Annotated in this window: 18 protein-coding genes; 6 read left to right on the forward strand and 12 right to left on the reverse strand. The window is 72.3% G+C overall.

The features are described from left to right. Position 1: 1 nt before the first annotated feature. On the reverse strand, positions 2-922 hold the full coding sequence (locus ACH4D3_RS25370) for an ATP-binding cassette domain-containing protein (protein WP_398326024.1): 921 nt from the start codon (positions 920-922) through the stop codon (positions 2-4). 108 nt (positions 923-1,030) lie between these two features. Between ACH4D3_RS25370 and ACH4D3_RS25375 the strand changes: the two genes are divergently transcribed. The 3 genes from ACH4D3_RS25375 to ACH4D3_RS25385 all read left to right on the forward strand — a co-directional run bounded on the left by ACH4D3_RS25375 (position 1,031) and on the right by ACH4D3_RS25385 (position 4,116). Beyond that, positions 1,031-2,185 carry a sensor histidine kinase gene (locus ACH4D3_RS25375; RefSeq protein ID WP_398326027.1) on the forward strand — a complete coding sequence of 385 codons (1,155 nt, stop codon included), beginning with the start codon at positions 1,031-1,033 and terminating at the stop codon, positions 2,183-2,185. A 14-nt stretch (positions 2,186-2,199) separates the two neighbouring features. Further along, on the forward strand, positions 2,200-2,862 hold the full coding sequence (locus tag ACH4D3_RS25380) for a response regulator (protein WP_398326030.1): 663 nt from the start codon (positions 2,200-2,202) through the stop codon (positions 2,860-2,862). A gap of 99 nt (positions 2,863-2,961) precedes the next feature. Continuing rightward, positions 2,962-4,116 (forward strand): ROK family protein, encoded by a 1,155-nt coding sequence (locus ACH4D3_RS25385; protein WP_398326033.1) that lies wholly within the window; start codon positions 2,962-2,964, stop codon positions 4,114-4,116. Between the two features lie 47 nt (positions 4,117-4,163). Here ACH4D3_RS25385 and ACH4D3_RS25390 read toward each other — a convergent pair whose 3' ends face one another. Together ACH4D3_RS25390 and ACH4D3_RS25395 are read right to left on the reverse strand one after the other, a co-directional pair. After that, entirely contained in the window at positions 4,164-4,925 is a 762-nt protein-coding gene (locus ACH4D3_RS25390; protein WP_398326036.1) for a GntR family transcriptional regulator, read from the reverse strand. Positions 4,926-5,116: 191 nt separating this feature from the next. After that, positions 5,117-6,004, reverse strand: coding sequence for an RNA polymerase sigma-70 factor (locus ACH4D3_RS25395; RefSeq protein ID WP_398326039.1), 888 nt, complete (start codon positions 6,002-6,004; stop codon positions 5,117-5,119). Positions 6,005-6,157: 153 nt separating this feature from the next. Here ACH4D3_RS25395 and ACH4D3_RS25400 point away from each other — a divergent pair, with 153 nt between their 5' ends. Then, positions 6,158-7,036: an alpha/beta fold hydrolase gene (locus ACH4D3_RS25400; protein ID WP_398326042.1), complete on the forward strand. Its 879-nt coding sequence runs from the start codon at positions 6,158-6,160 to the stop codon at positions 7,034-7,036. Here ACH4D3_RS25400 and ACH4D3_RS25405 read toward each other — a convergent pair. The 9 genes from ACH4D3_RS25405 to ACH4D3_RS25445 form a co-directional block, all read right to left on the reverse strand. Beyond that, entirely contained in the window at positions 6,988-7,857 is an 870-nt protein-coding gene (locus ACH4D3_RS25405) for an esterase/lipase family protein (protein ID WP_398326045.1), read from the reverse strand. The two genes, ACH4D3_RS25400 and ACH4D3_RS25405, sit on opposite strands and share 49 nt — an antisense overlap. After that, positions 7,854-9,146 (reverse strand): beta-ketoacyl-[acyl-carrier-protein] synthase family protein, encoded by a 1,293-nt coding sequence (locus ACH4D3_RS25410; protein ID WP_398326048.1) that lies wholly within the window; start codon positions 9,144-9,146, stop codon positions 7,854-7,856. Before ACH4D3_RS25410 ends, ACH4D3_RS25405 begins: the two co-directional genes overlap by 4 nt. Further along, on the reverse strand, positions 9,143-9,400 hold the full coding sequence (locus tag ACH4D3_RS25415; protein WP_398326051.1) for an acyl carrier protein: 258 nt from the start codon (positions 9,398-9,400) through the stop codon (positions 9,143-9,145). The genes ACH4D3_RS25410 and ACH4D3_RS25415 overlap by 4 nt, the downstream gene beginning before the upstream one ends. 102 nt (positions 9,401-9,502) lie before the next feature. Next, positions 9,503-10,621, reverse strand: coding sequence for a 2-oxo acid dehydrogenase subunit E2 (locus ACH4D3_RS25420; RefSeq protein WP_398326054.1), 1,119 nt, complete (start codon positions 10,619-10,621; stop codon positions 9,503-9,505). Beyond that, the gene (locus tag ACH4D3_RS25425; RefSeq protein ID WP_398326057.1) at positions 10,618-11,631 is read right to left on the reverse strand and encodes an alpha-ketoacid dehydrogenase subunit beta; all 1,014 of its coding nucleotides are present in this window, start codon (positions 11,629-11,631) and stop codon (positions 10,618-10,620) included. The genes ACH4D3_RS25420 and ACH4D3_RS25425 overlap by 4 nt, the downstream gene beginning before the upstream one ends. Beyond that, positions 11,628-12,599, reverse strand: a complete 972-nt coding sequence (locus ACH4D3_RS25430; protein ID WP_398326060.1) for a thiamine pyrophosphate-dependent dehydrogenase E1 component subunit alpha — start codon at positions 12,597-12,599, stop codon at positions 11,628-11,630. Before ACH4D3_RS25430 ends, ACH4D3_RS25425 begins: the two co-directional genes overlap by 4 nt. 10 nt (positions 12,600-12,609) lie before the next feature. Beyond that, entirely contained in the window at positions 12,610-13,572 is a 963-nt protein-coding gene (locus ACH4D3_RS25435; RefSeq protein WP_398326063.1) for a ketoacyl-ACP synthase III, read from the reverse strand. Further along, positions 13,572-13,844, reverse strand: coding sequence for an acyl carrier protein (locus ACH4D3_RS25440; protein WP_398326066.1), 273 nt, complete (start codon positions 13,842-13,844; stop codon positions 13,572-13,574). The genes ACH4D3_RS25435 and ACH4D3_RS25440 overlap by 1 nt, the downstream gene beginning before the upstream one ends. Positions 13,845-13,932: 88 nt before the next feature. Next, the gene (locus ACH4D3_RS25445; protein WP_398326069.1) at positions 13,933-15,051 is read right to left on the reverse strand and encodes a thioester reductase domain-containing protein; all 1,119 of its coding nucleotides are present in this window, start codon (positions 15,049-15,051) and stop codon (positions 13,933-13,935) included. A 368-nt stretch (positions 15,052-15,419) separates the two neighbouring features. Here ACH4D3_RS25445 and ACH4D3_RS25450 point away from each other — a divergent pair, with 368 nt between their 5' ends. Together ACH4D3_RS25450 and ACH4D3_RS25455 are read left to right on the forward strand one after the other, a co-directional pair. Beyond that, positions 15,420-16,079 carry a hypothetical protein gene (locus ACH4D3_RS25450; protein WP_398326072.1) on the forward strand — a complete coding sequence of 220 codons (660 nt, stop codon included), beginning with the start codon at positions 15,420-15,422 and terminating at the stop codon, positions 16,077-16,079. Between the two features lie 49 nt (positions 16,080-16,128). Then, positions 16,129-17,886, forward strand: a complete 1,758-nt coding sequence (locus ACH4D3_RS25455; protein ID WP_398326075.1) for an NAD(P)/FAD-dependent oxidoreductase — start codon at positions 16,129-16,131, stop codon at positions 17,884-17,886. Positions 17,887-17,895: the final 9 nt, after the last annotated feature.

A 17,895-nucleotide genomic window follows, 5' to 3' on the forward strand; every position in this document is an offset into this window, starting at 1 on the left:
GTCAGGCCTCCTTGGGCTGTGCGGCGAACTCGGTCTCGGCGGCGGTCAGGTCGAGGTAGGCCTGTTCCAGCGTGCCCTCGTCCGAGGCCAGTTCGAGGACGGGTACGCCCGCGCCGGACACGATCCGGCCGACGTCGTCCACGCGCGCGTGGTGCACGGTCCAGTACCCGTCGTCGTGTTCCACGGCGTCGTGTCCGTGCCGGGCGAGCGCGGCCTTGAGCGCGGTCGCGTCCGGCGTCCGGATGCGCACCCGCGGCTGCACGCGCGCGTCGATGAACTCGCGCATCGGCGTGTCGGCGAGCAGGCGGCCCCGGCCGAGGACGACGAGGTGGTCGGCGAAGGACGCGGTCTCGTTCATCAGGTGGCTGGAGACCAGCACCGTGCGCCCCTCGGCGGCGAGCCCGCGCAGCAGTTCGCGGATCCAGATGATGCCCTCGGGATCCAGTCCGTTGGAGGGCTCGTCCAGCATCACCACGCCGGGATCGCCCAGCAGCGCGGCGGCGATGCCCAGGCGCTGACGCATGCCCAGGGAGTACGTCTTCACCCGGCGGTGGGCCACCGATGCGATGCCCGTCCGCTCCATCACCTCCCCGACCCGTCGCGCGGGGACGCGGTTGCTCGCCGCCAGGACGCGGAGGTGGTCCCGCGCGGTGCGCGATCCGTGCGCCGCCTCCGAGTCGAGCAGGGCGCCGACGTGCCGCAGCGGCTCGTCGAGGGTGGTGTAGGCGCGTCCGCCGACCGTCGCGGTTCCCGAGGTAGGCCGGTCCAGGCCCAGGACGAGCCGCATGGTGGTGGACTTCCCGGCGCCGTTGGGGCCGAGGAAGCCGGTGACCCGGCCGGGGCACACGGTGAAGGAGAGGTCGTCGACGGCTCGTCGGGTGCCGTACTCCTTGGTGAGGTTGCGGACGTCGATGCTGGTCATGGCTCCAGCGTGGCGGAGCGTGGTGCGCGGGGGCCTCCCCCACCGGTGGACCGTGCCTCCCCCGTGCGGGGGAGCCGTGCCGTCGGTGCCGGATGACACGATGACGGGATGGTTCGCCTGCTGCGCCCGCTGGTACGCGGGAGGACGTACACCCGGCTGCTGCACCTGTGGGTGCCGGTGGCCGCGATCAGCGTGTGGTGGTGGGTCGAGCCGGAGCTGCCCTGGGTGCCGCTGCTCGTGCTGGTGCCGGTGGGTCTGATTCCGGCGGTGCGCGTGGGCGAGGTGATGCAGGCCCGGCTGCTGCTGACCCCGGACGAGGCGGACCCGGACTTCGCCACGCTGCCCGCCACGGCCTGGCGGGACCGCTGGCGGACCGTGCTCTGGCTGGAGATGAGGACGCTGCTCGGCGGAGTGGCCGCCTACCTCACGATCTGGCTGCCGATCGTGGCGTACTCCCTGGCCGCGCGCACGGTCGGGCACGAGACCGAGGACCTGCCCGCCCTGTCGGGCGGGCCGCACTGGGTCTACGGCCTGCTGGCGCCGCTCCCACTCCTCGTGCTGTACGCGGTCGTGGTCGGCCTCGGCGAGGTGCTCACCGCCGCCGCCCGGCGACTGCTCGGCCCGTCCGCCGCCGAACGGCTCGGCGCGCTCGAGGAACGCACCGAGCAGCTCCTGGAACGCACCCGCATCGCGCGCGAGCTGCACGACTCCATCGGCCACGCGCTGACCGTGGCCGTCGTCCAGGCGGGGGCCGCTCGCGCGGCGAACAGCCCGGAGTTCACCGACCGGGCCCTGACGGCGATCGAGGAGACCGGCCGGGCGGCACTGGAGGACCTGGAGCGGGTGCTCGGGGTGCTGCGGGAGGCGGAGCGGCCGGTGAGCGCCCGGCCGACGCTCACGGACGCCGACCGGCTCCTGGAGTCCGCGCGCGCCTCCGGGGCCAAGGTCGACGCCGAGGTCGCCGGTCCGCTGGAGAGCCTGCCGGGCCCGGTCTCCCGTGAGGGTTACCGCATCCTCCAGGAGGCGCTGACCAACGTGCTGCGGCACGCGGGTCCGGTGCCGGCCCTGGTCCGTATCGGGGTCGCGGACGGGACGCTCACCCTGGAGGTGCGCAATCCGCTGCCGGACGGCAGGGCCGCCCCGGGCCGCGGGAGCGGTCTGCGCGGCATACGGGAGCGGGCCGCGCTGCTGGGCGGGCGGGCCCGCACGGGGCCGGACGGCGCCGGTGACTGGCAGGTGCACGTCGAGCTGCCGCTCGGCTGATCTACGCTGGGCGGATGCCGGTCAGAGTGCTCCTCGTCGACGACGAACCCCTGGTGCGCGCGGGTCTGCGGGCCGTGCTGGAGGCCCAGCCGGACATCGAGGTGGTCGGTGAGGCGGCCGACGGGGCGGCCGTCATCCCGCTGGTGCGGCAGGTGCGGCCGGACGTGGTCGCCATGGACGTCCGGATGCCGCTGCTCGACGGGATCGAGGCCACGCGCGCGCTGCTGCGGACGGTGGCCGAGCCGCCGAAGATCCTCGTGGTGACGACCTTCGAGAACGACGAGTACGTGTACGAGGCGCTGCGCGCGGGCGCCGACGGCTTCCTGCTCAAGCGGGCCCGACCGGCCGAGATCGTGCACGCGGTGCGGCTGATCGCCGAGGGCGAGTCCCTGCTGTTCCCCGCCTCGGTGCGGCAACTGGCCGCCGAGTACGGCGACGGCGGCGGGAACCGCGCGGCCCACGCCGAGTTGGCGCGCGCCCGGCTGACCGAGCGGGAGGGCGAGGTGCTGCGGCTGATGGCGCGGGGGCTGTCGAACGCGGAGATCGCCGCCCGGCTGGTGGTCGGCACCGAGACGGTGAAGTCGCACGTGAGCGCCGTACTGGCGAAGCTGGGGGCGCGCGACCGCACCCAGGCGGTGATCACGGCGTACGAGTCGGGGTTCGTGGCGCCCGGCTGAGGGCGCCGCGGGAAGCGGGAACGGCGGACCGGAACTCGCCGGGGTTCGGCGGGCCGAGTACCATCCGGCCCACACGCGCACGAGCTGGGAGGACGGACCTTGGCAGGCCTGACCGGCGGGGATCCTTCGCTGTTGCGGAGGATCAATTCCGCTGTGGTGCTGCACGCGTTGCGTGCGACGGACTCCGCGACGCTGACCGAGATCACCCGGGTGACGGGGCTGTCCAGGCCGACCGTCGAGGGCGTCGTCGAGGGGCTGATAGAGACCGGTGTGGTCGTCGAGGCGGCCGCCGACGAGGGGACGGCCCGGCGGCAGGGGCGGCCCGCGCGGCGGTTCCGGTTCCGGGCGGAGGCGGGGCACCTGCTGGGCCTGGAGATCGGCCCGCACCGGGTAGCCGCGCTCCTGTCCGGCCTGGACGGCCGGGTGATCGGCGCCCAGGCCAAGGACGTGGACGAGAACGCGCCGGCCGACGAGCGGCTGGAGCGGCTGCGTACGGCCGTGGCCGAGCTGCTGCGCCGGGCCGGTGTGGCGCGCGGCTCGCTGCGGGCGGTCGGCGCGGCCACGCCCGGCATCGTCGAGGCGGACGGCACGGTCCGCCTGGGCACCGCGCTGCCCGGATGGACGGGTCTGGGCCTGGGCGAGCGGCTGAGCCGGTCCTTCAAGTGCCCGGTGCTGGTGGAGAACGACGCGAACGCGGCGGCGGTGGCCGAGCACTGGAAGGGGACCGCCACCGAGTGCGACGACATCGTGTTCGTGCTGGCGGGGCTCAGCCCCGGGGCGGGGGCGCTGATCGGCGGGCGGCTGCACCGGGGGTACGGCGGGGCGGCCGGGGAGATCGGCGCGCTGCACCTGCTGGGCCGGGACGTGACGCCGGAGACGCTGCTGTCCACCACGGACCAGCCGCTGCATCCGCTGGACGAGCAGGCGGTGGCCAAGGTCTTCGCCAAGGCCCGCGAGGGGAACGAGCGGGCCCGTGCGGCCGTCGAGCGTTTCATCCAGCGGCTGGTGCACGACGTGGCGGCGCTGGCGCTGGCGCTCGATCCCGAGATGGTCGTCATCGGCGGGTGGGCGGCCGGCCTCGACGGCGTGCTGGAGCCGTTGCGCCGGGAGCTGGCCCGCTACTGCCTGCGTCCGCCGCGGGTGGCCCTGTCGCTGCTCGGCGAGGCCGCCGTGGCGACGGGGGCGCTGCGGCTGGCCCTCGACCATGTGGAGGAGCAGCTCTTCGCGGTCGAGGGCGCGACGGCCCGCCGCTGATCCACGGGCGGCGGTGGGGGCGCGGGTCCGCGGCGGGGGCGGGTCGGTCAGGAGGCCCGGGTCTCGGGGCCGTGGTGGATCTCCACATCGCCCGAGTCGCCGAACGTCAGCCGGCAGGTGTCCGCGCGGTAGGTGGCGACGGAGACGGCGGCGGTGCGGCCCTCGGCGAGGTAGCGGGTGGTGACGACCAGGACGGGCGCGCCCGGGAGTCGGTCCAGCTCCTTCGCGTCGTCCGCGCCGGCCGAGCCCAGCTCGACGGCGCTCTCCTGCCGCTCCAGGTCCCCGCGCTGCAGTTCACGCAGGACGGCACGCGCGCGTGCGGGGCCGGAGGGCGCGTCGATGGCGGTGAGGTCGGGCACCGAGGACGCCGGGACGTACAGCAGTTCCGCGGCGACGGGCTGGCCGTGGCTCACGCGGGAGCGGCGGACGGTGTGGACCGGCTCGTCGCGGTCGGTCTCCAGGGCGTCGGCCACGGCCGCGGGAGCTGCCGCGAGGACGCAGTCGGCCGGCTGCCAGGCGTCGTCGGCCGTCCCGGGCCATGTGTGCTCCCGGGTGCCGACGGCCACGCCGACGCGCGGCGGCGCCACGGTCGTACCGACGCCCCGGCGGCGCTGGAGCCTGCCCTCCAGCTCGAGCTGCTCCAGGGCCTGGCGCAGGGTCGCGCGCGCGACGCCGAAGCGGGCGGCGAGGTCGCGTTCGTTGGGCAGGATCTCGCCCACCTCGAACTCCGAGTCCAGCGCCTGGCTGAGCACGGTCCTGAGGTGCCAGTACTTGGGCTCCGGCACCGATTCCAGCTGCGTGGTCCCCACCCTGTCCTCCGCAATCGCCGTGTTCCGGCGGCGTTTTGACGCCCTTGTTTATTAAAGGTTGTTGCAGTTCTCTGCGACGATAAAACGCCCCACCCCCTTGGTCAAGACCAATCCCGCGACGGAACGGCCCCGGCCCCCGTCGCGGGACGGGGGCCGGGGCCGTGGGATGCCGGAGGGAAGACGGGGCGGGGTCAGGGAACGTCGGCCAGAGAAACCAGTTTGTCCGGGTTGCGGATGATGTACATCGACTGAATGCGGCCGTCGACGACGTCCACCTGCACGACGGAGTCCGGCTTGCCGCCGGAGCGGATCAGCAGGGCCGGGCCGCCGTTGAGTTCCAGGAAGTGGAAGGTGACGTCCGGGATGCCCTGCCGCGCGACCCCGTGCAGGAAACGGCCCACCTTGTCGGAGCTCTCCAGCACGCGCAGCGGCGCCTTGGACCGGCCGCCGCTGTCGCCCACCAGCCGGACGTCCGGCGCGAGCGTGGCCAGCAGGCCGGCCAGATCGCCCTCGGCCGCGGCGGCGAGGAAGCGCTCGGTGAGGTCGCGGCGCTGCGCCGGGTCGACGTCGTAGCGGGGGCGCCGCTCGTCGACGTGCCTGCGGGCGCGTCCGGCGAGCTGGCGCACCGCGGCCTCGCCGCGCTCCAGCATGGCGGCGATCTCCGCGTACGGGTAGCCGAAGGCCTCCCTGAGGACGAACACCGCCCGTTCCAGCGGCGACAGCGACTCCAGGACGACGAGGACGGCGAGGGAGACGGAGTCGGCGAGGACGGCCCGCTCGGCGGCGTCCGGCACCGCGTCCCCGAAGTCGGTGACGTAGGGCTCGGGCAGCCACGGGCCCACATAGGTCTCGCCGCGCGACTTGACCTGGCGCAGCCGGTCGATGGCGAGCCGGGTGGTGACGCGCACCAGGTATCCGCGGGGTTCGCGCACGGCGGCGCGGTCGGCGCCGGACCAGCGCAGCCACGTCTCCTGGACCACGTCCTCCGCGTCGGCCAGGCGGCCGAGCATGCGGTAGGCGACGCCCATGAGGACGGGCCGGTGTGCTTCGAAGACGTCGGTCGCGATGTCGGTGCTCACCCCACCATCCCAGCGGACGCGTCCGGTGGTGTCCAGACGGAATCGCTCGCACCCGACACCGGGACTACCCGTCGGTAGTAATTGCTGACAAGCTGTCTACCCGACGTCATCGCGCATGCGTTCCCGGAACACCTGTTCCCGACAAGGAGCCCCATGTCCGCAACGCTCTCTTTCACGGCCCCCACCGCCCACGGTCCGCGTGACATCACGCTCGCCTACGCGCGCGTGGGCGCCGGCGAGCCGCTGCTCCTGCTGCACGGCATAGGCCACCACCGGCAGGCCTGGGACCCGGTGGTCGACATCCTCGCGACCGAGCGCGAGGTGGTGGCCGTGGACCTGCCGGGGTTCGGGCAGTCGTCCGCGCTGCCGCACGGCCTGCCGCACGATCTGCCGACGACGAACGCGGTACTCGGCGCCTTCTGCGCGGCGCTGGGGCTCGACCGGCCGCACGTGGCCGGCAACTCGCTGGGCGGTCTGCTGGCCCTGGGGCTCGGCCGCGAGAACCTGGTGCGGTCGGTGACGGCCCTGTCCCCGGCCGGTTTCTGGACGCGGGCCGAGCGGCGCTACGCCTTCGGCGTCCTGACGGGGATGCGCCGGACCGCCCGGAGCCTGCCCCTCCCGCTGGTCGAGCGGCTGTCCCGCACCGCGGTCGGCCGCACCGCGCTGACGAGTACGATCTACGCCCGTCCCGGCCGCCGCTCCCCCGAGGCGGTCGTCGCCGAGACGCTGGCGCTCGCACACGCGCAGGGGTTCGCCGAGACGCTCCGGGCCGGGCGGAGCGTGCTGTTCACCGACGACGTGCCCGGCGTCCCCGTCACCGTGGCGTGGGGCGACCGGGACCGGCTGCTCCTGCCCCGGCAGGGCATACGCGCCAAGCGCACCATTCCGCGGGCCCGCCTGGTGCGGCTGCCCGGCTGCGGCCACGTCCCGATGAACGACGACCCGGCGCTGGTCGCCCGCGTCCTCCTGGACGGCAGCAGGCCTCAGTCGGCCAGGGCCTTGAGGACTTCGTTCAGCACGGTGGCGTTGTAGGGCATGCTCACGTGCGGGGTGTGGTCGTCCGGGTCGATGTCCTGAAGGACGATGTTGTTGACGTAGCGGCCCTCGCTCTTCGCGAGGGCGCACGACGTGTACGGAGTGACCACGTCGTCGTACCGGGTGGCGATGACGGTGTGGCGGACGCCCTCCGTCGTCTCGCCGAGACCGGCCAGCTCGCGCTGGAAGGGGTGGTCGTGCTGGAGTTGCGGCCAGGCCGGCACGACCTCCCCGACGGCGCCCTGTTCCAGCAGTTCCACCGCGCCGGGGATCTGGCGGGCGAGGTTCATCAGCCCCTGCGCCGTGACTCCGTGGTTGCTGGGCGCGATGCCGACGAAGTTGCGCACCTTGGGTCCGCCGCCCAGGGCGTTCAGGTAGTAGCGCGGCATCATGCCGCCCTGCGAGAAGCCGACCACGTCGACCTCCTGGGCGCCGGTCCGCCGCAGTACCTCGTCGACGAAGTCCGCGAGCTGCCGGGCGGAGTGCTTGATGTCGCCCAGGCCGAAGATCACGGGGTTGCCGTGCTGGCCGTAGTCGAGCCGGAAGACCCGGTGACCGTGCTGTCGTAGCAGCGGTGCTGCCGTGTTCCAGGTGTAGCCCCGGTTGCCGAAGGTGCCGTGCACGAGCACCACCGGACGCGGATGCTCCTCGGTGGACGCGGCGTTCCAGTCGTCCTCTCCCGCCTGTACGTCGACGGTCGCGACGACCTGCGCTCCGCAGGCTTGGGCGACGGCACGCAGGCGGTGCGGGGCCTCGGCGATGTCCGTGACGACGTCGTCCGAATTGACGCCGGGGATACGGGGATTGAGGTAACTCACGGTCCTCTCCATTTCGTTGGGGAATGGCGCGGCGTTGGGGCCGACTTGGCCGGTTCGGTGGGGCAATTCCTGAAGGCGAGTACGGCGTTGTGGCCGCCGAAGCCGAAGGAATGACTCAGGGCGAGGTCGACGGGCTGCTCCCGGCTGGAGCCGGTGACGGCGTTGATCTCGGCGTCTCCTTCCTGTTTCTCGAGGTTGGCCACGGGAGGCACCCGGCCGTGGGCCACGGACAGCGCGGTGATCGCCGCTTCGACCGCCCCGGCCGCGCCGAGCAGGTGGCCGAGGGTGCCCTTGACCGAGGTCACGGAGGGCTGGTGGGGGAAGAGGCGGCGGATCAGACGGGCCTCGGCGGCGTCGTTGAGCGGCGTGCTGGTGCCGTGCGCGTTGATGTGCTGCACGTCCGCGGGGCGGGCGCCGGCGTCGTCGAGGGCCCGCCGCACGGCGAGGGCGGCGCCCTTGCCCTCGGGGTCGGGTGCCACGGGGTGGTGGGCGTCGGACGATGCCCCGTAGCCCGCCAGCAGGGCGTAGCCGGGGCGTCCACGGGCCCTGGCCGCACTCGCCGGCTCCAGGACCAGGGCCGCACCGCCCTCCGCCATGACGAAGCCGTCCCGGTCGGTGTCGAACGGCCGGGAGGCGGCCCGCGGGTCGTCGCCGCGCCGGGACAGCGCCCCCATCCGGTCGAAGCCGGTGACCCAGAGGGGCTGTACGACCGCGTCGGAGGCCCCCGCGACGGCGATGTCGCAGGCCCCGGAGCGCAGCAGTTGCAGGGCGGTGCCGATGGCGGTGGCGCCGGAGGCGCAGGCGGTGACCGTGCACAGCGCCGGGCCCCGGGCCCGCAGGTGGATGGTGAGCTGTCCGGTGGCCATGTTGGGCAGGAACATCGGCAGCAGCAGCGGTGAGACGCGTGCCGTGCCCTGTTCGAGCAGTTTGCGGTGCTGTTCCAGCATGGTGCCGGTGCCGCCGGCCGAGCTGCCGAAGACCACCGCCACGCGGTCCGCGTCCCAGTCGGCCGGGTCCAGACCGGCGTCACGGACCGCTTCCAGGGCGGCGTAGAGGGCGAACTGGGTGAAGCGGTCGTACTGCCAGGGGCGTGAGCCGGGGACGTGAGCGCGGGGGGAGAAGTCCGGCACGAGGCAGGCGAAGTCGACCGGGAGGCCCTTGAGTTCGGGGACGTGCCGGGCGGTGGGGCGGCCCGCGCACACACCGTCCCAGGTGGCCTCGCGACCGGTTCCGGCCGGAGTGACCAGGCCGATCCCGGTGACGGCGACGTCGGGACGGGCGCCGGTCACTGCTTGACGGCCTCGGCCATGAGGTCGGCCACGCCGGCCAGGGTGAGGTCCGGGTCGGCCTCGCCGTCCTGTACTTCGATGCCGAGTTCCTCGGTGAGGACGACGAAGAGCTCCACCACGGCCAGCGAGTCGAGGTCCAGCTGCTCGAAGGTCGCGGTGGGGACGATGGCCTCGGCGGGCACTTCGAACTTGTTGCTGAGAACCGAGGCCAGCAGGTCGTAGGCGCGGCTGTGGGGTGTGGTGTCGGTGGTCATGTCAGGGGTGTCCTTTCCAGTCCGACGGGCGGTACCCCGGAGGTGGTGGGGTTCCGTGTGGTGGGTTCCGTGTGGTGGGGTTTTGTGGCGGCGGGTCGGCGGTCAGCCGAGCGCGGCCGGTGCCTCCAGCTCCTCCTTGACGTCCTTGAGCAGGGCCATCGCGTCCCTGCCGTTGACCACCCGGTGGTCGTAGACCAGGCCGAGGTGGACGAACCGGTGGGTGCGAGGCGTGCCCTGCGCGTCCAGGAGCACCTGGTCGTCGACGGCGCCGACGGAGATCACGCAGGTCTGGCCGGGAAAGACGATGGGGGTGGCCAGGAGCATGCCCTCGGTGGTGTGCGGGGCGACCATGATGTTGGCCCCGGCGAGTTCGGCGGCCTGGAACGTGCCCCTGAACGCCTTGCTCCGGAAGCCGGTCAGCAGGTCGGCGATCCGGTCGCCGCTCAGCTCGGCGGCGTCGTGCACCACCGGCGCGTACAGGCCGCGGCCCGCGTCCATGGTGACGCCCACATGGGCCCGTTCGCTCTCGCGCACCGCGCCGTCGTCGGTGAGCGCGGCGAACATCAGGGGGTGGGCCGCGTGCCGACGCGCCACCGCCTTGATCAGCAGGACGGGCAGGGAGACGAAACTGCCGGTGCGCTCGGACAGCCGCCGGGCCAGTTCCTCCGCCTGTCCGACGTCGACCTTGGCGTAAGCGGCCGCGGCCGGGACGGTCCGCATCGACTCGGTCACCACCGCCCCCACCGTCCGCTGCTGCCTGGACAGCCGGCGCTCGGGGGAGGCGGGCGCCGACGCGGCCCGCCGCACCAGGGCCTCGACGTCGGCCGTACGGATGACCGTGCGCCCGAGACCGCGCAGCTCGGCCTCGTTCACGCCGTGGCGGTCGGCGAGCTCACGGGCCGCGTTGGTGATGCTCAGCTCCGCGCCGGGGAGTGCGGATGCCGCCGCCGGGGTGGCGGCCGACGCCCGGTAGGAGTCGCGCTCCTCGGCCGACTCGAAGAGGTAGGCGATGGTCTGCCCCGGCCGGCACTCCTGGCCGCCGCCGACGAGGACGTGCAGGATTCCGGAGCCGGTGCTCTCGATCTCCTCACTGGCCTTGGAGGTCTCCACGACCGCCAGCGGTTCCTCGCCCTCGATGCTGTTGCCGTCGGGGACGAGCCACTCGACCAGGGTGTAGCTGGAGTCGTTCGTGTTGAGCGTGGGCAGCTCGATGCCGATCACTTCGTCGCCTCCATGATCGCGCGGTGGATGGTGGACGGCTGGAGCAGCACGTCGTGCTCCAGGTGCGCCGCGGTCGGCACGATGCTCGGCTCGGCGCTCAGCGGCAGTACCGGGCGGGCCAGTCTGCTCCACAGCTGCTCGTGGAGTTGCTGTGCGAGCAGTTCGCCCCAGGTCCCGTCGGCCGTGGAGTCCTCCATGACGCAGATGCGGTCGGCACGGGACAGCACCGGGAGCAGCGCCTTGCTGTCGAAGGGGTAGAGCTGGGAGGGCACCAGCAGTTCGCAGGTGATCTCCTCTTCGAGGAGCAGGGTGCGCAGAGCGGTGACGGCCCGTTCGGTGAGCCCGCCCGGGGCCAGGACGATCCAGTCGGGGGGCCCGCAGTCCGGCGCGAACACCCGGGCGGTCTCGCTGGGATCGGCCAGCACCTCGTAGCGGAAGAGGTCGTCCACGACCCCGTCCTGGTACATGGCGCGGGTGTAGAGCACCTTGTCCTCGAAGAGCACACCGGGTTCCTCGCGGTCGAGCATCGCGGTCAGTACCCGCCGGTTGTCGTGGAACGGGGAGACCTCCCGCAGGTGCAGCGAGGGAATGCCGAGGAAGTGCTTCTGCAGGCTCTGGCTGTGCGTCGGGCCGTACCCGCGGTTGCCGCCGGTGGGGCAGCGCACGACCATGCTCATCGGGACCCTGCGGCCGTACATCGACACGGACTTGGCGGCGAAGTTCAGCAGCGGGTCGAAGGCCAGCGCGGCGAAGTCCGAGAACATCATCTCGACCACGGACCGGTTGCCGGCCAGGGCCAGGCCCGCGCCCACGCCGGCGATGCCGCCTTCGCTCAGCGGTGAGGACAGCACCCGGTCCGGGAAGCGGTCGGAGAGCCCCCGGGTCACCTTGAACGCCCCGCCGTAGGGGTCGGCGACGTCCTCGCCGATCAGATACGTGCCGGGGTGGGCGCCGAGGAGGTGGTGCAGTGCGCTGTTGAGGTTCTCGGCCACCCGCTGGCGCCTGGTCATCGGGCCTCCCATCGGGACGCCGGACGCGCGCCGATCTCTCGTACGACGGCGGCGACGGCCTCCGCCTGCGCCCGGTCGGCGGCGGCGAACTGTGCGGGATGGTCCTGTCGGTAGCGGCGGTACCAGTCGTGCCGGGCGGCTCGCTCGCGGACCTCGGCCGCGCGGGTGTCGTCCCCCTTGCTGTGCGGGCCCACCCGGTGGGTGACGCACTCGACCACGTACGGCCGGTGCCGGTCGCGGACCTGCTCGACCGCGGGGGTGAGGGCGGCGCGTACGTCGCTGACGTCCACGGAGTCGATCCGCAGGTGGCCGACGCCGAAGGCCGCCGCCCGGGCCGCGACGGTGCCGGACATCTGCCGCTCGGTCGGTGTCGACTGGGCGATCCCGTTGTGCTCCACCACGACGAGCACCGGGGCCTGCCACAGCTGCGCCATGTTGAGCGCCTCGTAGACGGCACCCTCGCCCCAGGTGCCGTCGCCGATGTGGACCACCGCGATCCGGCCCGGCTCGGCCCGCTTCAGGTGCAGGCCGACTCCCACGGCGACGGGCAGGCTCTGGCCCTGTACGCCGGTCGACAGGTAGCGGTCGCGGTAGATGTGCTGGCTGCCGCCCACTCCGTGGCAGACGGCACCGGCCCGCCCCATGATCTCCGCGAGCAGACCGTGCGGGTCGTGGAAGCGGGCCAGGTAGTGGCCGTGCCCGCGGTGGTTGCTGAAGACGTAGTCGCCCTCGTCCAGCAGCGGGTAGAGCGCGACGGGGATGTACTCCTGGCCGAGGCAGGTGTGCGTGGTGCCGTGCAGCCGGCCCTGGGAGAACAGCTCAAGGACGGCCAGTTCGAAGTGGCGGATCATCAGCAGGGTGCCGAGATCGGCGTCGGACAGCCGGGACAGGGGACGGGCCACGACACCGGCTTCGGGTGCGCCACCGGGCCCGAGGTCGACCGCGGGGGACGCGGACGTGACGTTCATGAGGTGCTCCTTACGGAAGTTCGACCACCTGGGCGCACCAGGTCAGCCCGGCGCCGAAGCCCAGCAGCAGCGCCTTGTCGCCAGGCCGTACGGTGGCCGAGGCGAGCAGCGACTCCAGAGCCAGCGGGATGGACGCCGAACTGGTGTTGCCGTCGGTGACGATGCTGCGGGCGATCGCCACGTGCTCGGGCGGGCGCAGTCGGCGCACCATCGCGTCGATCAGCCGCCCGTTGCACTGGTGCGGCACGAAGGCGCCGATGTCGTCCCAGGTGAGCCCGGCCGCGTCGAGTGCGTCCTGGGCCACTTGCGGCATGTGCGAACCGAACCAGCGGACCACCCGGGTGCCGTCCATGTGCATGTACGGGCGGGCGGCACCGGGTTTGGGCGGGGCGCTGGTCATCCAGGGCTCACCGGGGCCGTGGGTCCCCCACACCGCCGGTCCGATCCCGCCGTGCTCCGCGGCGCTGACCACCGCGGCCCCGGCAGCATCGCCGAAGACCATGACGGTCGCGCAGTCGTCGGGGTCGGTGATGTCGCTCAGCCGCTCGGCGGCGACGACCAGGATCTGACGCGCCTGCTGTGCGGCGATGAGTCCGGAGGCCAGGGTCAGCCCGTAACCGAACCCGGCGCACCCGCCGTTGAGGTCGAACCCGCCGGCCCGGCCGGCTCCGATGCGGTGGGTGAGACCGGCGGCCCGGCACGATGCCTGGCCGACGCTGCTGGCGGAGGAGAACAGGACACAGTCCAGGTCCTCGGCGAGCACGCCCGCGTGGGCCAGGGCCTTGTCCGCCGCCTGCGCGGCCATCTCGACGAAGGTGTCGTCGGGGTCGGCCTTCAGCCTGGTCCGGATTCCGGTGATCTGCTCGATCCAGCCTTCCTCACGGCCGAACCTGGTGTCGAGTTCGGCGCTGGTGAGCAGGCCACCGGGGCGGTAGACGCCGATGCCGGTCAGCCGTCCCGCGCCCCGGGCCATCAGCGGGCTCCGTCCGCCGCGGTGACGGCTGCCTTGCCGTTCACGTAGTCGAGGGTCCGCCGGACGGTGCGCAGGTCGTGCACCGCCTCGTCCGGGATGGGAACGCCGCAGCGCTCCTGGATCCGCTCGGCCAGTTCGATGACGGCCATCGAGTCGAACCCCAACGAGGTGAAGGGCGCGTCGGCCGGCTGCTCCGAGATCGCCCGGGCCGCTTCGGCGCCGGCGATCTCGGCCACCATCGCCGTCAGGTCTTCCAGAGTGAAAGGGGACATGCGGAAACTCCAGCTGATGAGATGCGGGGAGAGGTGACGGGAGGGACGGAAGGGACGGAAGGAACGCGAGGAAGGAACCGCGCGTGGGTCACCGGGCGGGCAGCACGGCGCCGCGGCCCAGGAAGGCGAGCATCCTGCGGAAGTAGTCGGAGTCGAGCACCGGCGGGGCACGGTGCGCGGACGCCGCGGTGGGGCCGGCGGTGTCCTGCCCCGGGGCCGGGATCATCTGCCGGAGGGTCTCGCCGGCCAGCCGCAGGGTGCTGCGGGGCACCGCGTCGCCCAGGTCGCGAAGCCGCTCCAGCCAGGTGTCGAACGGAACGAGCGGAAGGTCGACACCCGCGTCCGCGAAGCCCTGGAAGTACGACCGGAAGGGCAGCGGCTCGGGATCGATCACGTGGAACACCTGTCCTCGGGCACGCCGGCTCAGGGACAGGTCGACGATGGCGCGGCTGGTGAAGTCGACCGTGCCCACCGGCAGGAGACCGGGGTGGTCGGGGGCGCAGCCCGCGCGGATGCTCGCCGTCGTCAGGTGGACGAACCAGTCCGACTTCCCCACCAGGCCGGTGCGCGAGTCCGCCAGGATCACGCCGGGCCGGTGCACCATCGTGGGCGATCCGCGGTCCGCGGCCTGCGCGACCAACTGCTCGGCGACCCATTTGGTGGCGCAGTAACCGGAGACACCGGTCCCGGCCTCCCGGGCCGCCGGGATCACCCCCATCGTCGAGATGTAATGCACGGGAATCCGGCGGGTCCGGGTCGCCAGTCTCAGGATTTCCAGGGTCCCCGACACATTGCAGCCGCGTAGGATCTGGTAACTCGCCAGAAGATTGACCCAGGCACCGCAGTGGTAAATGACGTCGATGCCGCGCGAGAGGTCCGTGAACTCCTCTTCGGTCAAGCCGAACCGCGGCTTCGCCAGGCTGCCGGGCACGACGTCGATCCGGGACATGTGGTGCTCCGGCACCTCCCGGGCGCGTAACTGACCGGCGAGCCGCTCCCGGGCCTCAGCGACCGACTCCGCTCTCACCAGGCAATGGATTCGAGCGTCGGTGGCATCCAGCAGGTCGGCGAGCAGGAAACCGCCGAGGAATCCGGTGGCTCCCGTCAGCAGAATTCTCTCGGGCGGCCCTTCGGGAACTTCCGTCAGAGCCGACGCATCGATTTCCGCCGGAAGTCGCAAATCGTCGCTGATCGGGAAACTGGCCATACCAACACCGCATTTCAGCACAGGCGAGATTCGGTCCTGCCCTGAACACTCCCCGCGCCTCACGAGGTTTACTACAGAAATCTGCCACCAGTGGGAGCGAAGGGCGCATCCTCCCGGCCGTTACCCGCGCCCGCACCCCCACAACGGGTGAGTAGGGCTCATTCATTCGAACAGGCCACGGCTCCGATGGGACGGCCGGAACGTACGCCCGGAGCGCGTTGCAGGTATCGCGCGCCGTCGGTTGCACGCCAACGCGCTTACGCGGACGGAGCGTTGCGCAACGGGGAGCGGGGGGCGGGGGCGGCCCGAGCGTAAAGACAGATGAGAAGGACACAGCCAATAGGTAGTGAGGCAAGGGGGGTTGAGCCATGGCCGCAGGGCCTGAAATGCCGGAGGTTCCCGATCCCGGTGGGAGCGGGGCGAGTTCGCACTCCGATCCGCCGAAGGCGTTGCCCGAGACATGGCAGCCGCTGCTCGGCCGCCCGGCCCTCGCGGAGCTGCTCGGGCACCCCCTCGCGGGCGCCGCGCTGCAGGAGATGTGCCGGCTCCTGCCACCCCGCGTCGCCGTGCACTCGCTGCGGACGTTCCTGCTGGCCGACGCCTGTGCGCGGACCCACGGGACGGCCTACGACCGGGTCGGTCTGCTGGCCGCCGCGGCCTTCCACGACGCCGGGCTGGTAGGGCGTACTCCACTCGGTCGCGGTGGATTCCCGTACCGCTCCGCCCAGTTGCTCGACCACTTCCTGGCCCGGCACCAGGTGGGCACGGTGCGGCGCACGACCCTCACGCGTGCGGTGCGCGAGCACATGCGGCCGTTCCCCGCTCGCGACGCCGGACCCGAGGCGCGGCTGCTGCACTTCGGCGTGTGGCTGGACGTCACCGGGCGCGGCGAGCGGCAAGTGCCCGGCGACCGCCGTCTGTTGGCCGGGCAGGCGCCCACCCCCTGGTTCGCCGTGTCCTTCTCCGCCCGGTTGGTGGCCTGCGGGCTGCGCCGGGTGCTGCCGGGCTCCCCGGTCACCCGCCGGTGACCAGGGAGCCCGGCGACTCGCTCTTCCCGTCGCGAAAGGAACCGCAGACATGCAAGAAGACCAGCGTGTTTTCGATGTCGCCATCGTCGGAGGCGGCATCGGCGGGACGATGCTGGGGACCGTACTCGCACGTCACGGCGTGCGGGTGCTGCTGCTCGAAGGCAGCGGCCACCCCCGGTTCGCCATCGGAGAGTCCACCGTCCCCGAGACCACTTTCGGGCTGCGGGTCCTGGCCCGCCGCTACGACGTCCCTGAGCTCGATCACCTGGCGACCAACGCGGCACTGCGCCGCCACGTGTCGTCGAACAGCGGGGTCAAGCGAAACTTCAGCTTCATCTACCACCGTGACGGTGAGCCCACCCGGCCCGACGAGTGCACCCAGTACCCCACCTGGGGGCCTCCGCTCGGTCCCGACTCGCACTACTTCCGGCAGGACGTGGACGCGTACATGTTCCACGTCGCCGTGTCCTACGGCGTGACCGCGTACACCCACACCATGGTCGACGACGTGAAGTTCGAGGAGGACGGCGCGACCCTCGTCACCCGGGACCGGGGCACCTTCCGGGCCTCGTACGTGGTCGACGCCGGCGGCATGCGGGCGGTCCTGCCCGAGCGCCTCGGGCTGCGGCAGGAACCGCCCTACCGCACGAGGTCGCGCACGATCTTCACGCACATGGTGGACGTGCGTCCCTTCGACGCCGTGGCGCCTTCGCGGGCACAGCACGGCATGCCCAGCCCGTTCAGCCAGGGAACGCTCCACCACATGTTCCCGGGCGGATGGTTCTGGGTCATCCCGTTCGACAACCAGACGACCAGCACGAACCAGTTGTGCAGTGTCGGCCTCAACCTCGATCTCGACCGGTACCCGCGGCCGGAGGACATCTCGGCGGAGGACGAGTTCTGGCGGTACGTGCACCGGTTCCCCAGTGTGGCCCGGCAGTTCGAGCGGGCGCGGGCGGTCCGGCCGTACGTGTCCACCGACCGCACCCAGTTCGCCTCGCAGAAGGTGGTCGGCGACCGGTGGTGCCTGCTGCCGCACGCCAGTGACTTCATCGACCCGCTCTTCTCCAGCGGTCTCGCCGTCACCGTGATGGCGCTCAACGCCCTGGGCCACCGGCTGATCGACGCGGTGCGCAAGGACGACTTCGACACCGCCCGGTTCGCGTACCTGGACCACTGGACCAAGCGCATGTTCCGGTTCTACGACGACCTGGTGTCCTGCAGCTACATCGCGTTCGACGACTTCGACCTGTGGAACGCCTGGAACCGCGTGTGGACCATCACCACGCTGTACGGCACGAACGCCCAGAACCAGGCCGCCGTGACGTACGAGAAGACGCACGACCCGGCCTGCTTCGACGTGCTGGAGCAGCCGCCGTACCGAGGTCTCCAGGGCATGGACAACCCCTGGGTGGAGCGGATGTTCGACCAGTCGCGGGACGCCGTACTCGCCTATCGTGCGGGCGAGTTGACGAAGGAGCAGACGATCGCACGCATCTACGAGCTGCTGGGCGAGAGCGGACTGGTCCCGGCGGTGTGGGGCACCCTGGACCCCGACGACCGGTGCCCGTCCGGGGTGTTCACCCTCTGGCCGCTGATGAAGATCCTGCTGTGGGGCAAGTACCGCTCACCGCAGCACGTCCGGGGCTCCTACTTCACCGGCGGAGCGCGGCTGGTGGGCAAGGAAGCGGTCCAGGCCTACACCACCGAGTTGCGCGCCGGCAGCTCCCAAGTGCACCAGACCGTACGGGACATGTGGCGCAACTGGAACCGCGACTGGACGCGGCGGTCCGCTCCTCGGAAATGAGCACGGAAA

Source organism: Streptomyces sp. NPDC018026, assembly GCF_044327745.1.
In the GTDB taxonomy this organism is placed as follows: Bacteria; Actinomycetota; Actinomycetes; order Streptomycetales; family Streptomycetaceae; genus Streptomyces; species Streptomyces rubrogriseus.

Coding starts and splice junctions, on each gene's coding strand:
- ACH4D3_RS25370 (WP_398326024.1), bottom strand. CDS start 922: ATGACCAGCATCGACGTCCGCAACCTCACCAAGGAGTACGGCACCCGA.
- ACH4D3_RS25375 (WP_398326027.1), top strand. CDS start 1,031: ATGGTTCGCCTGCTGCGCCCGCTGGTACGCGGGAGGACGTACACCCGG.
- ACH4D3_RS25380 (WP_398326030.1), top strand. CDS start 2,200: ATGCCGGTCAGAGTGCTCCTCGTCGACGACGAACCCCTGGTGCGCGCG.
- ACH4D3_RS25400 (WP_398326042.1), top strand. CDS start 6,158: ATGTCCGCAACGCTCTCTTTCACGGCCCCCACCGCCCACGGTCCGCGT.
- ACH4D3_RS25415 (WP_398326051.1), bottom strand. CDS start 9,400: ATGACCACCGACACCACACCCCACAGCCGCGCCTACGACCTGCTGGCC.
- ACH4D3_RS25425 (WP_398326057.1), bottom strand. CDS start 11,631: ATGACCAGGCGCCAGCGGGTGGCCGAGAACCTCAACAGCGCACTGCAC.
- ACH4D3_RS25430 (WP_398326060.1), bottom strand. CDS start 12,599: ATGAACGTCACGTCCGCGTCCCCCGCGGTCGACCTCGGGCCCGGTGGC.
- ACH4D3_RS25435 (WP_398326063.1), bottom strand. CDS start 13,572: ATGGCCCGGGGCGCGGGACGGCTGACCGGCATCGGCGTCTACCGCCCC.
- ACH4D3_RS25440 (WP_398326066.1), bottom strand. CDS start 13,844: ATGTCCCCTTTCACTCTGGAAGACCTGACGGCGATGGTGGCCGAGATC.
- ACH4D3_RS25445 (WP_398326069.1), bottom strand. CDS start 15,051: ATGGCCAGTTTCCCGATCAGCGACGATTTGCGACTTCCGGCGGAAATC.
- ACH4D3_RS25450 (WP_398326072.1), top strand. CDS start 15,420: ATGGCCGCAGGGCCTGAAATGCCGGAGGTTCCCGATCCCGGTGGGAGC.
- ACH4D3_RS25455 (WP_398326075.1), top strand. CDS start 16,129: ATGCAAGAAGACCAGCGTGTTTTCGATGTCGCCATCGTCGGAGGCGGC.